Source organism: Olivibacter sp. CPCC 100613 (assembly GCF_036959255.1).
In the GTDB taxonomy this organism is placed as follows: Bacteria; Bacteroidota; Bacteroidia; order Sphingobacteriales; family Sphingobacteriaceae; genus Olivibacter.
Window position 1 is genome coordinate 691,423 of sequence record NZ_JAWMTI010000003.1, and the last position, 16,537, is coordinate 707,959.

The 16,537-nt window shown below is 38.7% G+C and carries 16 protein-coding genes; 8 read left to right on the forward strand and 8 right to left on the reverse strand.

What is annotated here, in order from left to right; all coding sequences use genetic code 11:
• Positions 1-62 precede the first annotated feature (62 nt).
• The gene (locus RYH73_RS13770; RefSeq protein ID WP_335314016.1) at positions 63-590 is read left to right on the forward strand and encodes a GNAT family N-acetyltransferase; all 528 of its coding nucleotides are present in this window, start codon (positions 63-65) and stop codon (positions 588-590) included.
• Between the two features lie 36 nt (positions 591-626).
• On the opposite strand, the gene RYH73_RS13775 is transcribed toward RYH73_RS13770, so the two are convergent.
• The 3 genes from RYH73_RS13775 to RYH73_RS13785 all read right to left on the reverse strand — a co-directional run bounded on the left by RYH73_RS13775 (position 627) and on the right by RYH73_RS13785 (position 3,532).
• Positions 627-947 carry a cupin domain-containing protein gene (locus RYH73_RS13775; protein WP_335314017.1) on the reverse strand — a complete coding sequence of 107 codons (321 nt, stop codon included), beginning with the start codon at positions 945-947 and terminating at the stop codon, positions 627-629.
• A gap of 114 nt (positions 948-1,061) precedes the next feature.
• Positions 1,062-2,480: a glycoside hydrolase family 125 protein gene (locus RYH73_RS13780; RefSeq protein ID WP_335314018.1), complete on the reverse strand. Its 1,419-nt coding sequence runs from the start codon at positions 2,478-2,480 to the stop codon at positions 1,062-1,064.
• Positions 2,481-2,659: 179 nt separating this feature from the next.
• Positions 2,660-3,532 (reverse strand): LysR family transcriptional regulator, encoded by an 873-nt coding sequence (locus RYH73_RS13785; RefSeq protein WP_335314019.1) that lies wholly within the window; start codon positions 3,530-3,532, stop codon positions 2,660-2,662.
• An 88-nt stretch (positions 3,533-3,620) separates the two neighbouring features.
• Here RYH73_RS13785 and RYH73_RS13790 point away from each other — a divergent pair, with 88 nt between their 5' ends.
• Positions 3,621-4,343 (forward strand): class I SAM-dependent methyltransferase, encoded by a 723-nt coding sequence (locus RYH73_RS13790; protein WP_335314020.1) that lies wholly within the window; start codon positions 3,621-3,623, stop codon positions 4,341-4,343.
• A 13-nt stretch (positions 4,344-4,356) separates the two neighbouring features.
• Here RYH73_RS13790 and RYH73_RS13795 read toward each other — a convergent pair whose 3' ends face one another.
• A complete protein-coding gene (locus tag RYH73_RS13795) occupies positions 4,357-4,641 on the reverse strand; it encodes a hypothetical protein (RefSeq protein WP_335314021.1) in 285 nt (94 codons plus the stop codon).
• A gap of 234 nt (positions 4,642-4,875) precedes the next feature.
• Between RYH73_RS13795 and RYH73_RS13800 the strand changes: the two genes are divergently transcribed.
• Positions 4,876-5,358, forward strand: coding sequence for a YMGG-like glycine zipper-containing protein (locus tag RYH73_RS13800; RefSeq protein WP_335314022.1), 483 nt, complete (start codon positions 4,876-4,878; stop codon positions 5,356-5,358).
• Between the two features lie 82 nt (positions 5,359-5,440).
• On the opposite strand, the gene RYH73_RS13805 is transcribed toward RYH73_RS13800, so the two are convergent.
• From RYH73_RS13805 to RYH73_RS13815, 3 genes are all read right to left on the reverse strand, one after another.
• Positions 5,441-6,115, reverse strand: a complete 675-nt coding sequence (locus RYH73_RS13805; RefSeq protein WP_335314023.1) for an ATP-dependent Clp protease proteolytic subunit — start codon at positions 6,113-6,115, stop codon at positions 5,441-5,443.
• Between the two features lie 61 nt (positions 6,116-6,176).
• Entirely contained in the window at positions 6,177-6,458 is a 282-nt protein-coding gene (locus RYH73_RS13810; protein ID WP_335314024.1) for a hypothetical protein, read from the reverse strand.
• The gene (locus RYH73_RS13815) at positions 6,439-6,984 is read right to left on the reverse strand and encodes an RNA polymerase sigma factor (protein WP_335314025.1); all 546 of its coding nucleotides are present in this window, start codon (positions 6,982-6,984) and stop codon (positions 6,439-6,441) included. The genes RYH73_RS13810 and RYH73_RS13815 overlap by 20 nt, the downstream gene beginning before the upstream one ends.
• Before the next feature lie 245 nt (positions 6,985-7,229).
• On the opposite strand from RYH73_RS13815, the gene RYH73_RS13820 reads away from it, so the two are divergent.
• The 3 genes from RYH73_RS13820 to RYH73_RS13830 are packed head-to-tail and all read left to right on the forward strand — an operon-like array spanning position 7,230 to position 12,575.
• Positions 7,230-9,710, forward strand: coding sequence for an SEL1-like repeat protein (locus tag RYH73_RS13820; protein ID WP_335314026.1), 2,481 nt, complete (start codon positions 7,230-7,232; stop codon positions 9,708-9,710).
• Positions 9,711-9,716: 6 nt separating this feature from the next.
• Positions 9,717-11,504 (forward strand): HSP90 family protein, encoded by a 1,788-nt coding sequence (locus RYH73_RS13825; protein ID WP_335314027.1) that lies wholly within the window; start codon positions 9,717-9,719, stop codon positions 11,502-11,504.
• Between the two features lie 9 nt (positions 11,505-11,513).
• Complete coding sequence (locus tag RYH73_RS13830; protein WP_335314028.1) at positions 11,514-12,575, forward strand: hypothetical protein; 1,062 nt, start codon at positions 11,514-11,516, stop codon at positions 12,573-12,575.
• A 51-nt stretch (positions 12,576-12,626) separates the two neighbouring features.
• On the opposite strand, the gene RYH73_RS13835 is transcribed toward RYH73_RS13830, so the two are convergent.
• Positions 12,627-14,489, reverse strand: coding sequence for a CocE/NonD family hydrolase (locus RYH73_RS13835; protein WP_335314029.1), 1,863 nt, complete (start codon positions 14,487-14,489; stop codon positions 12,627-12,629).
• A gap of 217 nt (positions 14,490-14,706) precedes the next feature.
• Here RYH73_RS13835 and RYH73_RS13840 point away from each other — a divergent pair, with 217 nt between their 5' ends.
• Positions 14,707-15,111: an HYC_CC_PP family protein gene (locus RYH73_RS13840; RefSeq protein ID WP_335314030.1), complete on the forward strand. Its 405-nt coding sequence runs from the start codon at positions 14,707-14,709 to the stop codon at positions 15,109-15,111.
• Between the two features lie 139 nt (positions 15,112-15,250).
• The gene (locus RYH73_RS13845; RefSeq protein ID WP_335314031.1) at positions 15,251-16,534 is read left to right on the forward strand and encodes an efflux RND transporter permease subunit; all 1,284 of its coding nucleotides are present in this window, start codon (positions 15,251-15,253) and stop codon (positions 16,532-16,534) included.
• Positions 16,535-16,537: the final 3 nt, after the last annotated feature.

The following is a 16,537-nucleotide window of genomic DNA, read 5'->3' on the forward strand; positions in this document are numbered from 1 at the left end:
CGAACCTTTGGACAATAATAATTTCGTAGCATTTTTTTATTTTTGCAAACAAAAAATAAAAAATGCTATATATTGTCGAGGCCAGTCCCGAAAACATTCACATCGTTCAAAAAATCGCCTATGAAACTTGGCCCGCAACTTTCGATAAAATTCTCTCTTCTGAACAAATAACTTACATGCTGGAAATGATGTATAGCACAACTTCCTTATTACAACAAATGACCAAGCTAGCGCATCATTTTCTATTAGCCATGGAAAACAACGAATATCTTGGCTTTATCTCTTATGAATTAGCTTATAAAGAAACGTCACAAACTAAAATTCACAAGATTTATATATTACCCCAAGCGCAAGGTAGAGGTGTTGGAAAAAAATTAATAAAAGCAGTGGAAGATTTAGCAATTAGTAAAGGTGACAAAAGCTTGCTTCTTAATGTGAATAAATACAATGAAGCAGAAAAATTTTATGCGCGATTGGGTTTTAACACAATTGGAACAGAAAATATAGATATCGGTTCCGGATTTTTAATGGAAGATAAAATTATGTGCAAAAAATTGACACAAGATAATCCATTGCAAAATGTAAATTAGCTTTGATAAGGCTAAAAGGTAAACATGGGAATGTTTTTAAAGAAAATCTTCCCGTAGGGGTGTAAAAATATCCAGCAACTCCCCTTCTTCCAAGCATACACATCCGTGTAATACATTCGCCGGTATTAAACAAGTATCGCCTGCCTCTATTACTTTATTTTCATTACCAATACGAAATTCAAACTTTCCCTTGATGACAAAAGTAGATTGTGTATGCTTATGTTGGTGCGCAACACCCACAGATCCTTTTTTGAAACGCACACGCACCATCATCATCTCATCATTGTAGGATAGGATTTTCCGTGCTATGCCATCATCTAAATTATTCCAATTAGTTTCTTTATTAAAATTAAACATAATCTATCTCAAATAGCCTCATGATTTAAAACTGAGCAAGCAAACCAAAAAAACCAAATGTTTTAGTCGCTATATCAGTAACTAAAACATTTTAGTTTTAAAACAAATTTGAGCTTAACTCAACAAGCTTTTTTTGCGTTCAAAGGTTTCCCATAACAATTCCCCGAATAATGTGTTTGTCCACGCGAACCATGAACGGGTAAACTTCTTTGGATCATCCTTATGGTAAGATTCGTGCATAAAACCAGTTCCTCCGTGACACTTCTGCAATGTTTGAATACACATCTTAATTTCCTTATCATCAGAACTCGTTAATGCACGCATAACAATACTCATTGGCCAAATCATATCTTTTCCAATATGAGGTCCACCTACACCTTCACCCGCACTCCCCTTATAGAAGAAGGGGTTATCGGAAGAAAGAATAAATTTACGTGTATTTACATAACGGGGGTCATCTGCCTTCACTGCTCCAAGATAAGGTAAAGATAAAAGGCTTGGAATATTAGAATCATCCATTAACAAATGGCCTCCGTAACCATCTGTTTCAAACACAAATATTTCACCGTATTTTGGATGTTTGGTAGTAGCGTGTTTATTTAATGCATCTTCCACTTCTTGAGCTAAGGATGTTAACTCTTTAGCCAAAATACGATCGTTGTGAATGGTCGTTAGCATCTCCGCCGCTTGACGTAGCGAAATTACTGCAAAGAAATTGGAAGGAATTAAAAAGGAAAGTACCGTTGCATCATCACTTGGACGAAACGACGAGCAGATTAGCCCTATAGGATTTACGGGATATCCATAACCATCCATGGGTAAAGTATCTGTGGCACGCCCGGTCACCCGTTCAAAGTGATAAGGACTCGTCCCATCCTTTCGTTGTTGCTCTTTAAAGGTCTTTAGAATATTTTGTATTGCCTGTTTCCAAGTATCATTAAACGGTTGCGTGTCTTTAGTTGCTTTCCAATAATGATAGGCTAAACGAATGGGATAACAAAGCGAATCAATTTCCCACTTGCGTTCATGCACACCTGGTTTCATATCAGTTTTATCCTTCGCCCATTCACCAACTTTCTCAGAGTCGTCGTAGAAAGCATTGGCATATGGATCTTTTAAGATATAGTGGCTTTGTCGATTAATAACTCCTGCAATTAGGTCAGCCAAAGGTTTATCCTCTTTCACCAGCGCTAAATAAGGCCACACCTGGGCGCTGCTGTCACGAAGCCACATGGCATCAATATCTCCTGTAATCACGTAAGTATCCGGTGTACCGTCCATGGATTGAAAGAAAACAGTCGTATCCAATGTATTGGGAAAACAGTTACCAAAAAGCCAGGCGAGCTCTTTATTTTTTACTTTATTTTGAAAGGTTTTTATCACCTTTTCAACAGCTTCACTCGTAAAATTGCGCATATTCTCTGCCACTCTCACCTCCGGGAAATCCTCGGATTGTGCAAAAGCAAGGCTATTGCTTAAATAATAACCAGCACCAAGGGCCATGGTACTTTTGATAAAACTTCGTCTTTCCATTATATATGATAGCATTTAAAATTATTTCAATCCCTGCTCTTATGTATTGGCATATTTCGCTTCTATACGATCTCAAACGAGTATTGAACCAACCTGTCTTTTGTTTTTTTATTTCTTAGCCGCCGTAAACATATTATAATTTCCTCTATAAAACAAGCGCTCGCCTTTTGACCATTGAACTAAATAGCCATTAAAAATTTACTGTATTTCTTAAAGCTATCCAAGGCAAGATGCTTCGTGCGCCGATGGTAGGCCATTACAATTTCTGTACAAAGGGTTATATCCCTTAATTCAATAAACTTCAGATGAAGGTAAGGATATTGATTTTTAATAGACGCAGGGACCAAAGCCACACCAAGACCATTCTCTACTAAGCTCAGTATGGAATGCATATTGTTACATTCGTGAACGACCTGCGGTTCAAATCCCATTCGATGGCAACAGGCTATAAACTGCTGGTGATAGTGCGGAGCATAATTACTATTATAAGAAATGAAGTCGGTTTTTGCTAAGTCACCGGTTTGCATTGCAGGGATATTACCAGGGCATACCAATACAAAAGGATCTTGCCAGAGCGATTTTACGTCTAGATAGATGGAATCAATAGGTGCGCGAAGAATTCCCACATCCAATTTCCCTTCCTCTAACGCTCTTATTTGTTTGGCTGTTGAAAGCTCGTATAAACGCGTCTTTAATAGCGGATATTCAATTCTTAATTGTTGCAGTATCTTAGCAAGTGCACTTAATGGCGTTGAACTGATATAGCCAATTTGAAACTCGCCGCTTAATGATTCATGTATTTGCTTTACCAGCTGTTTACTTCGTTCAAGCTGCTGTATAAGTCCATTGCATTCATTTAAAAAATAGCGTCCCGCCTCTGTCAACAAAACCCGTTTGTTGTTTCGATGAAATAATAACACCCCCAGCTCCACTTCTAGTTCCTTTATTTGTCTCGTTAACGGAGGTTGTGAAATATGTAAACGTTCGGCAGCTTTGCTAAAATGTAAAAGTTCGGCAACAGTTTTGAAATATATAAGATGTCTAAGCTCCATAATACCTCAAAGGTATCAATTATTACCAAAAATAGTATTTCCAAAGCATAAAACAGATTAATAGATTTGTTTTATAAACAACGATATAATGAACAATTTATCAAACAAATCAACGGTACAGGAAATCAAAACGCGTTTCGACCAAGATGTCGAACGCTTTTCCAATATAGAGACCGGTCAAGCAACTACTATTGATGCCTCTTTTAGTATGGAACTTATTGTGGATAGTATCATAGCCCATACTCCGAACTTAAAGACGGTCTTAGATATTGGTTGTGGTGCAGGAAATTATACCTTAAAGCTTTTATCTAAAAAGGCTCCTTTGGCATGCACCTTGTTAGATTTAAGTCGTCCGATGTTAGATCGCGCTCATAAGCGCATCCTAGCTGTAAATACAGGAATGACAACCTGCATTCAGGACGATATCCGCACAGCTCCTCTTAAAGAAGGGCATTATTGTACGATTATGGCTGCCGCAGTACTCCATCATTTGCGTGACGATAATGATTGGGAAAACGTCTTCACAAAGTTATATCACCTGTTGAAACCGGGGGGTAGTTTATGGATTTCCGATTTTGTTGTCCAGGAAACAAGCCCCATTCAACAACTTATTTACCATGAACGTTTTAGCAATTATTTAGTTGACCTAGAAAATGAAGCATATCGAGATAAGGTATTCAACTATATTGAACAAGAAGACAGCCCCCGCTCACTTAATTTTCAACTTGATCTGTTGAAAAAAGTGGGATTTCGTAAAATTGAAATTCTTCACAAAAATTTGTGCTTTGCGGCGTTTGGTGCAATTAAATAAATGAAGGAGGCATTTAGATCAACTGATTAAATAAGTCTTCCCATTCTTCATTCAATGGCTTTTTGGGCATTACCTGTTTGGCACGATTGTACCAGTACTCGGCATTCCACAAATCGCCTTCTTTTCGATGTAAATAAGCATGTACATGCGCAGACGAGACATCGTTCAGATGATCTATCAAAGCATGTGCTAAATGCCATTCTCCTTTTGCATCGTACCATAATGCTTGTAAATGAACGGAAAGCTCCTTTGGCGGGTAATCCAAAATTAACGTGTCTTTAAATGCTTCAAGTTTCAAAACAATTTGGTTTAGTAAATGGATAAAGATGATAAAATTCAACTAAAAAACAAAGAATCAAAGCAAAGGCACGCTAATTTCATTACATCGTGTTCCTTGCGTACCGCTTTCAACAAGATGATGCAAAACTAATTTTATGTCATTTATTGTAAATTAATATGCTTGCATAGAATTTTGGCATAATTTTTTCTAGAAGGTTAGCATTATAAAAAACACTGAACAAAATAGAATATCATGAATAAGATCATTGCTTTATGCTTAATCACCGGAATCGGTTTTACAGCATGTAATAATAACAGTGCAAAGGAAGAGGCATTAGTGAAAGCAGCAGCGCTGAAGCAAGTAAAGGATAGCTTGGCTTTAGATAGCTTTCGAAAAGCTGAAATCACTGAAAAGGAACGTGTGGAGCAGGAAACTAAAGCAACGCATGAGGTTCAAAATATAGGAAATGCAAATTACAGCGAGCCTGAACAAGAAGGACAATATTATGAAACAAGCGAACCATCGGCTACACCAGTAGCTACCGGCACGCAAAAAAAAGGCTGGAGTGATGCCGCAAAAGGTACAGCAATTGGCGCCGGCGCCGGTGCTGTTATGGGTGCCATCATCGATAAGGATAAACGCGTACGAGGTGCTGCAATTGGTGCCGCCATAGGTGGTGCCGGTGGCTATGCCATTGGGAGAAAGAAAGATCGCCAAAGTGGCCGTGTTCAATAGAATATATTTAAACCAGATATATTAAACTGAGATCCTGCTGAGCTACCCGCCAGCAGGATTTTTTGTTTGATACTCGCGATGTTTATACATCTCTGACCAAAACTTCGTCAATCATTCCATAACCTTTAGCCTCCATTGCGGTCATCCAATAGTCTCGATTGGAAGAGGTGTGTACCCATTCATAAGTCTGACCACTATGATCGGCAATGATTTGATAGAGTTCCTTTTGCAGTTTTAGTATTTCACGCGCATTAATTTCCAAGTCAGCAGCCGTTCCCTGCATCCCCCCCGACGGTTGGTGAATCATTACCCTTGCGTGCTTCAATGCCGCCCTTTTTTTGTTGGCTCCTGCGCATAAAAGCACGGCTCCAAAAGAAAGTGCTATACCTGTACAGATCGTTGCAACATCTGGTGTTATATACTGCATCGTATCGTAAATACCAAGACCGGCATATACAGAACCACCCGGACAATTGATATATAACTGAATATCCTTATGGGCATCTGTTGACTGTAAGAAAAGCAATTGAGCCTGAATGATATTTGCTATCCGATCGTCCACAGCCTCTCCCAAAAAGATAATACGATCGATCATCAATCGGGAAAAAACATCCATTTGTGCTACATTCAATTGACGCTCTTCAGTTATATAGGGCGTCATCGATGAATATATATTTCGATTGAATCGCCTTTGATACTGGTCAAAAGTGTTCCCACTCATCCCGTAGTGGGACACAGCAAATTTTCTAAAATCCATATGTTATTGATTATTAATTATTCGTATTTATCCATTGCGACACACTTCACGCAACAACTTGTTAACGGAATCGCCGTTTCTTAAAATAGCTTTTAATCCGTTGAATTATTGTTTCATTTCGAGGATCACCAAGAAACTCTTCTTCCACGATTTGCAATTGTTCTCGCAAATTTTGTCGACCATAGTCTCTAACAAATCGGTAGCTTTGTCTTTGCCAGAACAAATGATCCTTAAGTTGCTCCTCAATGATCAACCTTGCTTCAAGCAATAGTTTCTCTTCTCCCATCAATTCATTATGTAAATAGGCATCCAATAAACTTATCTCATTCAATGAAGTCCTCATAGTGCAATGATTTTACTTTAATAAAAGACCTGATTTTTTCCAGGCATTTAAACTTTTGAACAGTTGCCGAATGTTCACTTCGAAACCCAAATTGTTTTGCTAATTCGGTCATAGATGATTTATCATAATAAAACGCTTTAAGAAGCTTTAGACACCGATCCCCTGCCTTGGTTAACAAAGCCAATATACGTTTATTAGACACTTGCCCCCCTGCAACTTCGTCAACAATCTCTCGATCCGATCGTAATGGTTCATAATTAATCCCTAATCGATATTGATGATTCCAAAGATGCTTCACAACACCGAAAATATAAGCAAGGCCACTTACCTTAATTACTTTTTCATGGCACACAACCTGTTCATAATATATGATCAGCGCATCTTGAAATACATCTTTCGCTTGCTCGAAGGTCCCTCCTTTTTTACCAATATATTGGGCAACGGAAGGAAAAACCTCGCGATATAATGCCCTAAATAAATCCTTCGGGACAACTGCTTTCTTCTCGCAAACCTCTAATACTTCCATATTCATTCGATTTTATTATGATGTGTATTAAAAAATCAATATATCACCCTAAAATTAAAAAATAGTTTCAAGTCGTCAGTTTAAATATATAAAGCATTCCTACCTAACTTTAATAACACACCCCTGAAATCAGGGATTTTCGTTTTCTTTAGCGATTTTTAAGTCAAAATAAACAATAAATACCATCGTCTTACGCTAATTATTAGCATATTCGCAATACCTATTTAAATTAATTTCACTACAACATGACATTAGAACAGCAATATTCAACTATTCTAAATAGCATCAACCCAACCTCCTTTCAGTTAAAAACGTATAATCGTTCATCATTGCAATATCGGGAAACTTGGTTTGAAGGTTTAGCCACTTTGGAAACAGCTGTCCATAACTTACCCCGGCAACATCAAGAAGTTATCGATCTGTACGAGGAGCTTTTTTCTGAAGGCCTGGATTTTAAAGCTTCCTTTGAATTAGATGAAATTGACTATTCATTTTATTGGAATAAAATACTGGCTATTCTCAATATACTTGCCGTCCATCATGCAGAGGCCTATTCGCAACTTGCCTTTCAATATAATGAAACTCGACGAGCCTATCGTGACAATGCAAAATTTCATCATTACCTTTCTTTGGCAATCGAAAATAAAGTTCCCATAGCGAAGGCGGTGTCGGCTTACTTTTACTATTATGGCATCAATTCAGAGAAAGACGAAGCAAAGGCTACACAATTATTTAATGAAGATAATGGGGAGTGGAGTATTCTTTATCAAGCTTATATACAATTGAATCAGCAAGAATTTGACACCCTACCCCACATAATCGAACAGCTAAAAGCGAGTGAAAGTAAACGAGTAAGGAAAAATGCCCTTGTTTTAGAAGGCAGTTACCTAGAAGCCATTGGAAAGCCGGAAGAAGCCTTAACCGTCTTTGAACAATCGTATCAGCACGATTATACGGCATTTTCATTGACAAGAATTGCACTTATAAGATTTGCACTCGACAACAATCACAAAGAAGCTTCGATCAAATATTGGAAAGAGGCCGCAAGCTTAGGCTCACTAGAAGCGATGAACTATCTTGGTGTAAACACCTTTCCCGAAGTTTATACGAAAGAGGCTTATACGGAAACCGTTCGTTGGTTTTCTCTTGGATATTTATACAATAATCCCTATGCTACTTATCGCCTGGCTTTGATTAGACTTTATGTTGAAGGTTGGGAAGACAAAGCACTGGGCTTCCATCTTCTAGATGAAGCCATCGAAGGTGGGTCGCTCGATGCACTTATTGAAAAAGCAGAGATTTACATGGAAGGCCGAATTATTGACCAAGATCAGCAACAGGCATTCGCGCTTTTTCAAAAAGCCATTGACGAAAAGGATGCTCCATACGCCTACGTACGTTTGGGTTATCTTTATGAAGTTGGTGCGAGCCCAAGTGGTGAAAAAGATGCATCCACAGCATTGGATATGTATGAAAAAGCAGTAGAAAAAGATCACCCCTATGGTTATAGTAATGCAGGAAGAATATACCGCTATGGACTAGCTGGCGAAATAAATATAGAAAAGGCAAAGACCTATTTTGAAAAAGGAGTTGAACAAAATGTTCCCTTTTCGATTACGGAATTGGCTTTTATGTATGAAGACGGTACGTTAGAACAAGATCATAAAAGAGCCTTTGAATTATTTGGCAAGGCGGCAGAAAACAACAGTGCTTACGCCATGTACTGCTATGGTCAGTATTTACAGAATGGTTATAATGATGGTGAGAAGTCGCCAGAGCAGGCCTTCTATTGGTTTCAAAAAGGAGCCGAACTGCAGGAAATTAATTGCATTTATGAAACTGGCCGTTGTTATCGTTACGGGATTGGCATAGAGGAAAATACTGATCAGGCCTTGCGTTATTACCAACAAGCTGCTGATGCAGGGTATCCTCGCGGACTCGTAGAATTAGCCCTTTGCTACGAATACGAGTATGGTGTAAATTTTGACGCAGAGAAAATCTTAGATCTCATGCATCAAGCCGCTGATCAAGGGTATGCGTTCGCACAATATAAAGTGGGTGTATATTATATGCATGGCAGCCTTGGTGAACAAATTCCTATCAATTCTGAGCAGGCGGTTATATGGCTCAACAAGGCAGCAGATGCGGGTTATCCATATGCTTATGTAGAACTAGGCGACTATTATTTATGGGATTACGATAATCTTAATGAAGCTGATAACGCCTTTCCATTCTTTAAAAAGGCCGTTGAACAAGATGTAATAGCAGAAGGATTGGGTGTTTGTTATGAATATGGTATAGGTGTTGATTACAATATCGGTGAGGCTTTCAAATATTATGAAATGGCAGCCAACAGGAATGTAGTTGGTGCCATGTACCGGCTGGGAAATTGTTATTTAAATGGCACCGGTGTCAATGAGCAACCCGAAGAAGCATACAAGTGGTTTTTTAATGCCGCCCAACAGGCTAATGTTCCTTCTCAATATCAATTAGGTAAACTTCTGTTACAAGGAAAAGGTGTGGCCATGAGCAAGGAAGAAGGTATTGAATGGCTACAAAAAGCCGCTGATCAACAATATGCAGCGGCTCAGTACGAGCTGGGGAATTGCTACTTGATGGGCGATGGGATAGAAGAAAATGAAGAGAACGCCATGTATTGGTTTGAACAAGCAGCAGAAAAGGGGCATGAACGTGCCCTTAAAATTGTGGGTGGTAACAGACGATGATATTAAATGATGGATAAACAACAATCATATTTATTCCAGGTAAATTTAAAGGGAATGATTTCCCTCTTGTCCGAACACCTATATAGCAATCCCAACACGTTCGTTCGTGAGCTTTTACAGAATGGCGTCGATGCTATTACCGCAATCAAAACCTTAGACGAACGACATATTGGTAATATTCAGATTTACATCGATGAAACACGGAACGTCGCCGTATTTGAGGACAATGGCATTGGCTTGAAAGAGGATGAAATCCATAAATTCATCGCCGTTATTGGTGAAAGCTCTAAACGAGAAGCATTTGAAGCGAATGATTTTATTGGTAAATTCGGTATAGGATTATTATCGTGCTTCGTTGTCAGCAACGAAATTATATTAGAAACGCGATCTGCCATAGAAGATAAGGTATTAAGATGGACAGGTAAGGCTGATGGGACGTACGAAATAGAAGCAATTAGTGAAGAACGGCCGATTGGCACACGTGTCATTCTCCAGGCCAAAAGAGAATGGGTGCACCTGTTCTCCACTTCCGCTTTTGAAAAGAATCTTCGTTTTTATGGCGATTTATTACCTATAACGATTACTCTTAGCAATAATCACGAGTCTATTTTGATCAATGAACATGCCGGAAAATGGTTAAACGACGACTGCACCAAAGGTGAACTTCTTGAGTTAGGTAAAAACACTTTTCACACCAATTTTATCGATGCTTTTCGCATAGAGGCCCCAAGTGGAAAACTAAAAGCCGTCGCCTATGTGCTACCTTACAAAACACAGTTTAGTGGTAAACAGCAACACAAATTATATTTAAAACGTATGTTTTTGAGTGAAGATGATTGCAAGCTTCTTCCCAAATGGGCGTTCTTTATACGCTGTATTATCAATACTGACGGGTTAAGCGCCACTGCTTCGAGAGAATCGCTTATGGTAAATAATGAGCTAAAGGCAACACAAAAAGAAATTGCCGAAGGTATCAAAGCCTATTTAAAGACAATCGGAGTCGTCAACCCGTCTACATATCATAAACTTATTAGTACGCATTACCTTCACCTGAAAGCAATAGCTGCGGAAGATATCGATTTACTAAAGGTATTTATGGATGATCTACCTTTTGAAACCAACAAAGGTGTCAGAAATTTTAAGAATATTAGTACTTATCAGAAAAATATTTATTATACAGCCAATATAGACGATTTCAAGCAGCTCAGACGAATTGCCGAGTCTCAAGGACTATTAGTTGTTAATGCAGCCTATACATTTGAAGAAGAGCTGTTAAAGAAAATACAGCGTTTGAATACGGCTTTATCCATTGAAGAGATCTCTCCTATCCATTTGCTAAAAAGCTTCCAGGAATTAGATGAAGCTTCAGCAAATACATATACCGACTTCTGTGAAAGGACGCAAAAAATTCTACAGGCTCTTAATTGTGAAGTGACGGTTAAATATTTCCAACCTGCCGATATTCCGGCTATTTACATAGCCTCGGGGTTAAACAATGGTGGAAAAAATAGCAGTGTAAAGGCATCATCAAATAATCCGCTGACAGCGACTTTAGGTGCATTCTCAAAGAAGAAGGAAACAAAACCGCAGCTATGCTTTAATGCCAGTAACAAGCTAATTCAAGCTGTTCTTACGATTAAGGATGACTATGTTATTCATTCAGTTGTTCATATTTTATATGTACAGTCACTCCTTTTAGGCAAATATCCCGTCAGCGACAAAGAAATGAATCTTTTTAACGAGGGGCTTCATAATATGCTGATTATGGGAATTGATAATTTTATAAATATTTAATCGAAAAAAATGCGTTACACACTACAGATACAAAAGTTACTAAATTTGGCAGAGGAACTTCCCCCACATGCTAAAGATCGGGTTAAGTATTATTTACAGGCAATTCGTTTAGCCGATGAAAACGATGATATCGAATGGGCATTTGAATTGAGAATAAGCCTACTTGACGCTGAATGGGGTTTAGCCGACAGGCAACACTTTATACCTACATTTACATGGCTGTTGGATGCTTATGATCATAACCCTAATTTGTTTGATGCGGAAGAACTCCTTTGGAAATACAAATGGATTATTGATGAAGTATATTCTAATCCCGATGTCAGTCTTGAACAGACAGAACAAATACTTGCGGATTTTAAAAATCGAATTGAAACAGAAGGCTATGGACTGAGAGCTTATTATACTAAACAATTACACGAAGCGCTGGACCAGAAAGATGTAGAAAAAACGCATCAATATCTCGATTTAGTAAATAGCGTTCCACGGGATAACCTAAGTGATTGCCAAGCCTGCGAAATGGATACGGAAGTACTTGCATTATTAAACGCCGGCGATTTTCAAAAAGCGTATGATAAAGCACAACCTCTATTGGCAAAGCAATATTCCTGCGCACATGTTCCACTTGTAACTCATTGCAGTTTGGCTTACTACGGCATAAAACATAATGCAAAAGAGATTGCAGCCGAACAGTTTAAACTAGCAGAAGAATCATTAGCATCAATCAATGACACGAGTTTAGTACGCCCCACCGGTCAGCTTATTACCTATCTATTCCAGGTTGATGAATCACTAGCTTGGCAATATGTGGAAAAATATCTTCCATGGAGTTTAGAAAGTGATAGAAATCGGGCTTTCTTCTTTTCGAAATACATGACCGAAGGATTAAAACAGAAAAATCCCAGTCAGGTAGCCCCCATTAAATTGCCCATCGACCATCCAGTTTACAAAGAAGACCAGCATTATACCGTGCAAGAGCTACTAAGTTATTATGATCAACAAGCCTCTTATCTGGCTGAGCAATTTGACACTAGAAATGGAAATCAGAACTTCGCCAAGCAACTGACTGAGTAACAACCCAATTCAATTAGCTGATTGACCAATTGGTCAATCAGCTAATTCAAATTATAGAACACCTACAGTAATGCTTGAGGGATGGTTTTCATCGTGATAAATTCGGTGAGTCGCTTTCTGAAAGTCCTTATCCGACGCTTCTTGATAAATATCCATAAATTTCTGTGGATTCCGATCTACCAACGGAAACCATGAATTTTGAATTTGGATCATAATGCGATGCCCTTTTTTAAAGGTGTGTGCCACATCAGGTAACGTGTAATTAACTGCAGAAATTTCTCCCGGTATAAAGGGTTCCGGCTTTTCGAAACTATTACGGAATTTTCCACGAAGCACTTCTCCTCTGACAAGCATTTGATAACCGCCCAAAATCACACTTTCTGTATTTGGAGTATCTTCGGGATAAACATCGATCAATTTGACCACATAATCTGCATCTGTTCCTGAAGTAGAAACATTCAGTTTAGCCATTAGCGGGCCGACCAACGTAACGTCTTCTGCTAAGGTATCACTTTGATAGACCATCACATCGGGTCTTTTAGAAGCAAAACGCTGATCATCAATCATATATTCTCTACTTCTGGATTGATTAACTCCATCCTGATATGGAACAGGTGCATTCGGATCACTAACATATTCGTCAAAACTATTTTGCACGGTTGGCCTATTAAAACTCAGTTTACCATTGGCATGTAAATACAGTTCTCTACTTGCCGTTTCTTTAGGGGGCCAAGTATTGAAATGTTTCCATTCATTCGTTCCGGTCAAAAAAATCGTAGCTTCCGGGGCGTCAAACGTGCCCAGTCCTTTCAAATAATAACTAAAAAAGGGCAGTTCAAGATTTTTTTGATACCAGGTACTGGTTTCCTGACCAAAATGAATATCACCGAAAGAATCGCCCTTCGATCGTACCCAACCACCGTGAAACCAAGGCCCCATGACCAAACGATTACTCGCTTTTGGATTGCCTTTCTCAATCGCTTTATAGGTATGAAGTGCCCCATAGGTATCCTCCGCATCAAAGAAACCTCCGACCACCATCACCGCCGGTTTGATATCACTCAAGTGGTTTACAATCTCGCGTGCTTGCCAAAATGTGTCCAATGTTCCATGTGTTGTAAGATCATTCCAAAATTGAATACTGTCTCCAAAATAGCGTTCTTTGACATGCTTCAACGCACCTAATTGCATAAAAAAGTCATAGTTATCATTTATTGTAAATTGAACACGTTGTGGTGCATTTGCAGGTGTAACAGGTTTTTGCCGAGGAACACCAAAACTACTATAGAAATTAAATGCATCTGCTAGAAAGAAAGCACCATTGTGGTGAAAGTCATCCCCCCTAAACCAATCCGTAACAGGCGCTTGGGGAGAAACGGCTTTTAATGCAGGATGTGCACCCGGTAAAGCTGCGGTCGAGTAAAATCCAGGATAGGAAATGCCATATAGTCCCGCTTTTCCATTGTTGTTATCAATATTCTTCAATAACCAATCGATCGTATCAAAGGTATCACTGCTCTCATCAATTTGTTTCTTCCCTTTTTTTTCACGGATATGAGGTCGAATATCCTCGTAAACCCCCTCACTCATCCATTTCCCCCTTACATCCTGATAAACAAATATGAAGCCCTCCTTTATAAATAGCGGATCAGGACCTAATGTATTTTTATAGTCATTCTCGCCATATGGCGCTACGGTATAGGGCGTTCTATTAATCAAAAACGGGTACTTCTTACTTTTATCTTTTGGAATATAGATAGATGTAAAGAGTTTCACTCCGTCTCGCATAGGAATATATCGCTCAATTTTAGTGTAATGCGCCCGAATATAAAGCGAGTCCTCATGCTGCTGTGCAAAAATGCTATTGAACAGAAAAAAAACAATAAAAAAGAAAGGAAGTCCTAATTTTATCATATGAAAAGCTTTTAAAAAGGTAAATATAGACAGCAATATACTTTAAACAAAGCAAAAAGCATACAATTACTCTTCTATAAGAATGGGATGCCTTGGCAATAGATCATTTTAATTACACTGCTTCCAGCCTTCGTATCCAAGCGTTTTAAAAAATTATATAAATCCATTCTTTTATAATATAAAACATCCTATATTTTTTTTTCTTAGCTTTGCACAGGTGAAAAAGTTATTTGCACTCATATTAACCATTTTATACCTTGGCATCGCCACAGGTTTCAGCACGTACAGCCATTATTGCATGGATCGTTATGTTGAAACTTCCTTATGGAAAACGGATAGGAGCAATTGCGGGATTTGTGGCATGGATAAAAGCAAAGAAACATCCAAGAAAAATTGCTGCAAGGAAGAACATAAGGAAGTAAAACTTGAAAAAAAGCATCAGGCCTCGCAATATGTATATCAGCAATTTCAATCTTTTCCTGCTGTTGTATTAAATTCAGCTTATGTATTGCCCGCAAATAACATTTGGGAGAACATCACAACAGCACACCCCTTTAGTCATGCACCACCCAATAAAGAATACCTAAGCATTTATATGCTGAACTGTACCTACCGAATTTAAACCAAACCATCCTTTCTATATGCTTCAGTACAGCGTGCTGAAGGTTTGAGGCATTGTCCATACGCGTGCCTTTTTTCTCTATCATCAAATTATTCACGAACAATTTAGCTAATGGCTAATTCCTAAAAGCTAACAAGCTATGGTCCATCGCATTATCGACTGGTCGCTACGCAACCGTTTTATTGTATTAATTCTAAGTTTAGGTTTATTTGCATGGGGTGTTTTTGCCGTAAAAAAGAACCCTATTGATGCCATCCCTGATTTATCGGAGAACCAAGTTATTGTATTTACCGAATGGATGGGACGTTCACCACAATTGATTGAAGATCAAATCACCTATCCATTGGTAACCAATCTCCAAGGTCTGCCACAAATCAAGTATGTGCGTGGGAGCTCCATGTTTGGCATGAGTTTCATCTATGTCATTTTTGATGACGACGTGGATATATATTGGGCACGCGAGCGGGTACTAGAACGACTCAGCACCGTGAGTAGCACGCTCCCTGACGGCGCTACACCTACTTTAGGCCCGGATGGTACGGGGGTAGGACACGTACTCTGGTATACCTTAGATGCACCTGAAGTCGACTTAGGAGAGCAACGTGCCATTCAAGACTGGTATGTAAAATTTGCATTGCAAAATGTCCAAGGCGTTAGTGAGATTGCATCCTTTGGAGGATTTCAAAAACAGTATCAGGTAACGATCGATCCAAATAAGCTTCTTTACTATAAGCTTTCTGCATCCGGTGTAATTAATGCGATCAGAACAAACAATAATGAAAGTGGTGGACGAAAATTTGAAATGAGTGATGTTGGTTATATCATCAAGACAAGCGGTTATCTTCAGTCTATACAAGACATCGAACGCATCCCTGTTGGAAATCAACAAGGCAACCCTATTTATCTTTCGGATATTGGTGCCGTACAAATGACCGGTGAAGCACGCTTAGGTATATTTGATCAAGATGGAACGGGTGAGCGTGTAGGAGGCATTGTTGTGATGCGTTACGGAGAAAATGCAGCTGCGGTAACCGAGCGTATTAAAGAAAAAATGATAGAGGTAGCCAAAGGTTTACCAAAAGGGGTAAAATTTGAAGTTATTTATGACCGCGGTGAATTGATCAGGGAGTCAATAGACTCGATCAAACATACACTCGTCGAAGAAATGGCCGTCGTTTCTATCGTCGTCATTCTCTTTTTATTTCATTGGCGAAGTGCCTTGAGTATTATCATTCAAATTCCTATAACCATAGCCATCAGTTTTATTTTGCTCAATGCTTTCGATATTTCCTCCAACATTATGTCTTTAACAGGCATTGCATTAGCCATTGGCGTGATTGTAGATAATGGTATCATTATGAGCGAAAATGCTTACAAACACCTTGCAGAGTGTTATGCAACAAAACACCAACAAAAACGATAATAA

Coding starts and splice junctions, on each gene's coding strand:
- RYH73_RS13770 (WP_335314016.1), top strand. CDS start 63: ATGCTATATATTGTCGAGGCCAGTCCCGAAAACATTCACATCGTTCAA.
- RYH73_RS13775 (WP_335314017.1), bottom strand. CDS start 947: ATGTTTAATTTTAATAAAGAAACTAATTGGAATAATTTAGATGATGGC.
- RYH73_RS13780 (WP_335314018.1), bottom strand. CDS start 2,480: ATGGAAAGACGAAGTTTTATCAAAAGTACCATGGCCCTTGGTGCTGGT.
- RYH73_RS13785 (WP_335314019.1), bottom strand. CDS start 3,532: ATGGAGCTTAGACATCTTATATATTTCAAAACTGTTGCCGAACTTTTA.
- RYH73_RS13790 (WP_335314020.1), top strand. CDS start 3,621: ATGAACAATTTATCAAACAAATCAACGGTACAGGAAATCAAAACGCGT.
- RYH73_RS13800 (WP_335314022.1), top strand. CDS start 4,876: ATGAATAAGATCATTGCTTTATGCTTAATCACCGGAATCGGTTTTACA.
- RYH73_RS13805 (WP_335314023.1), bottom strand. CDS start 6,115: ATGGATTTTAGAAAATTTGCTGTGTCCCACTACGGGATGAGTGGGAAC.
- RYH73_RS13810 (WP_335314024.1), bottom strand. CDS start 6,458: ATGAGGACTTCATTGAATGAGATAAGTTTATTGGATGCCTATTTACAT.
- RYH73_RS13815 (WP_335314025.1), bottom strand. CDS start 6,984: ATGGAAGTATTAGAGGTTTGCGAGAAGAAAGCAGTTGTCCCGAAGGAT.
- RYH73_RS13820 (WP_335314026.1), top strand. CDS start 7,230: ATGACATTAGAACAGCAATATTCAACTATTCTAAATAGCATCAACCCA.
- RYH73_RS13825 (WP_335314027.1), top strand. CDS start 9,717: ATGATGGATAAACAACAATCATATTTATTCCAGGTAAATTTAAAGGGA.
- RYH73_RS13830 (WP_335314028.1), top strand. CDS start 11,514: ATGCGTTACACACTACAGATACAAAAGTTACTAAATTTGGCAGAGGAA.
- RYH73_RS13835 (WP_335314029.1), bottom strand. CDS start 14,489: ATGATAAAATTAGGACTTCCTTTCTTTTTTATTGTTTTTTTTCTGTTC.
- RYH73_RS13845 (WP_335314031.1), top strand. CDS start 15,251: ATGGTCCATCGCATTATCGACTGGTCGCTACGCAACCGTTTTATTGTA.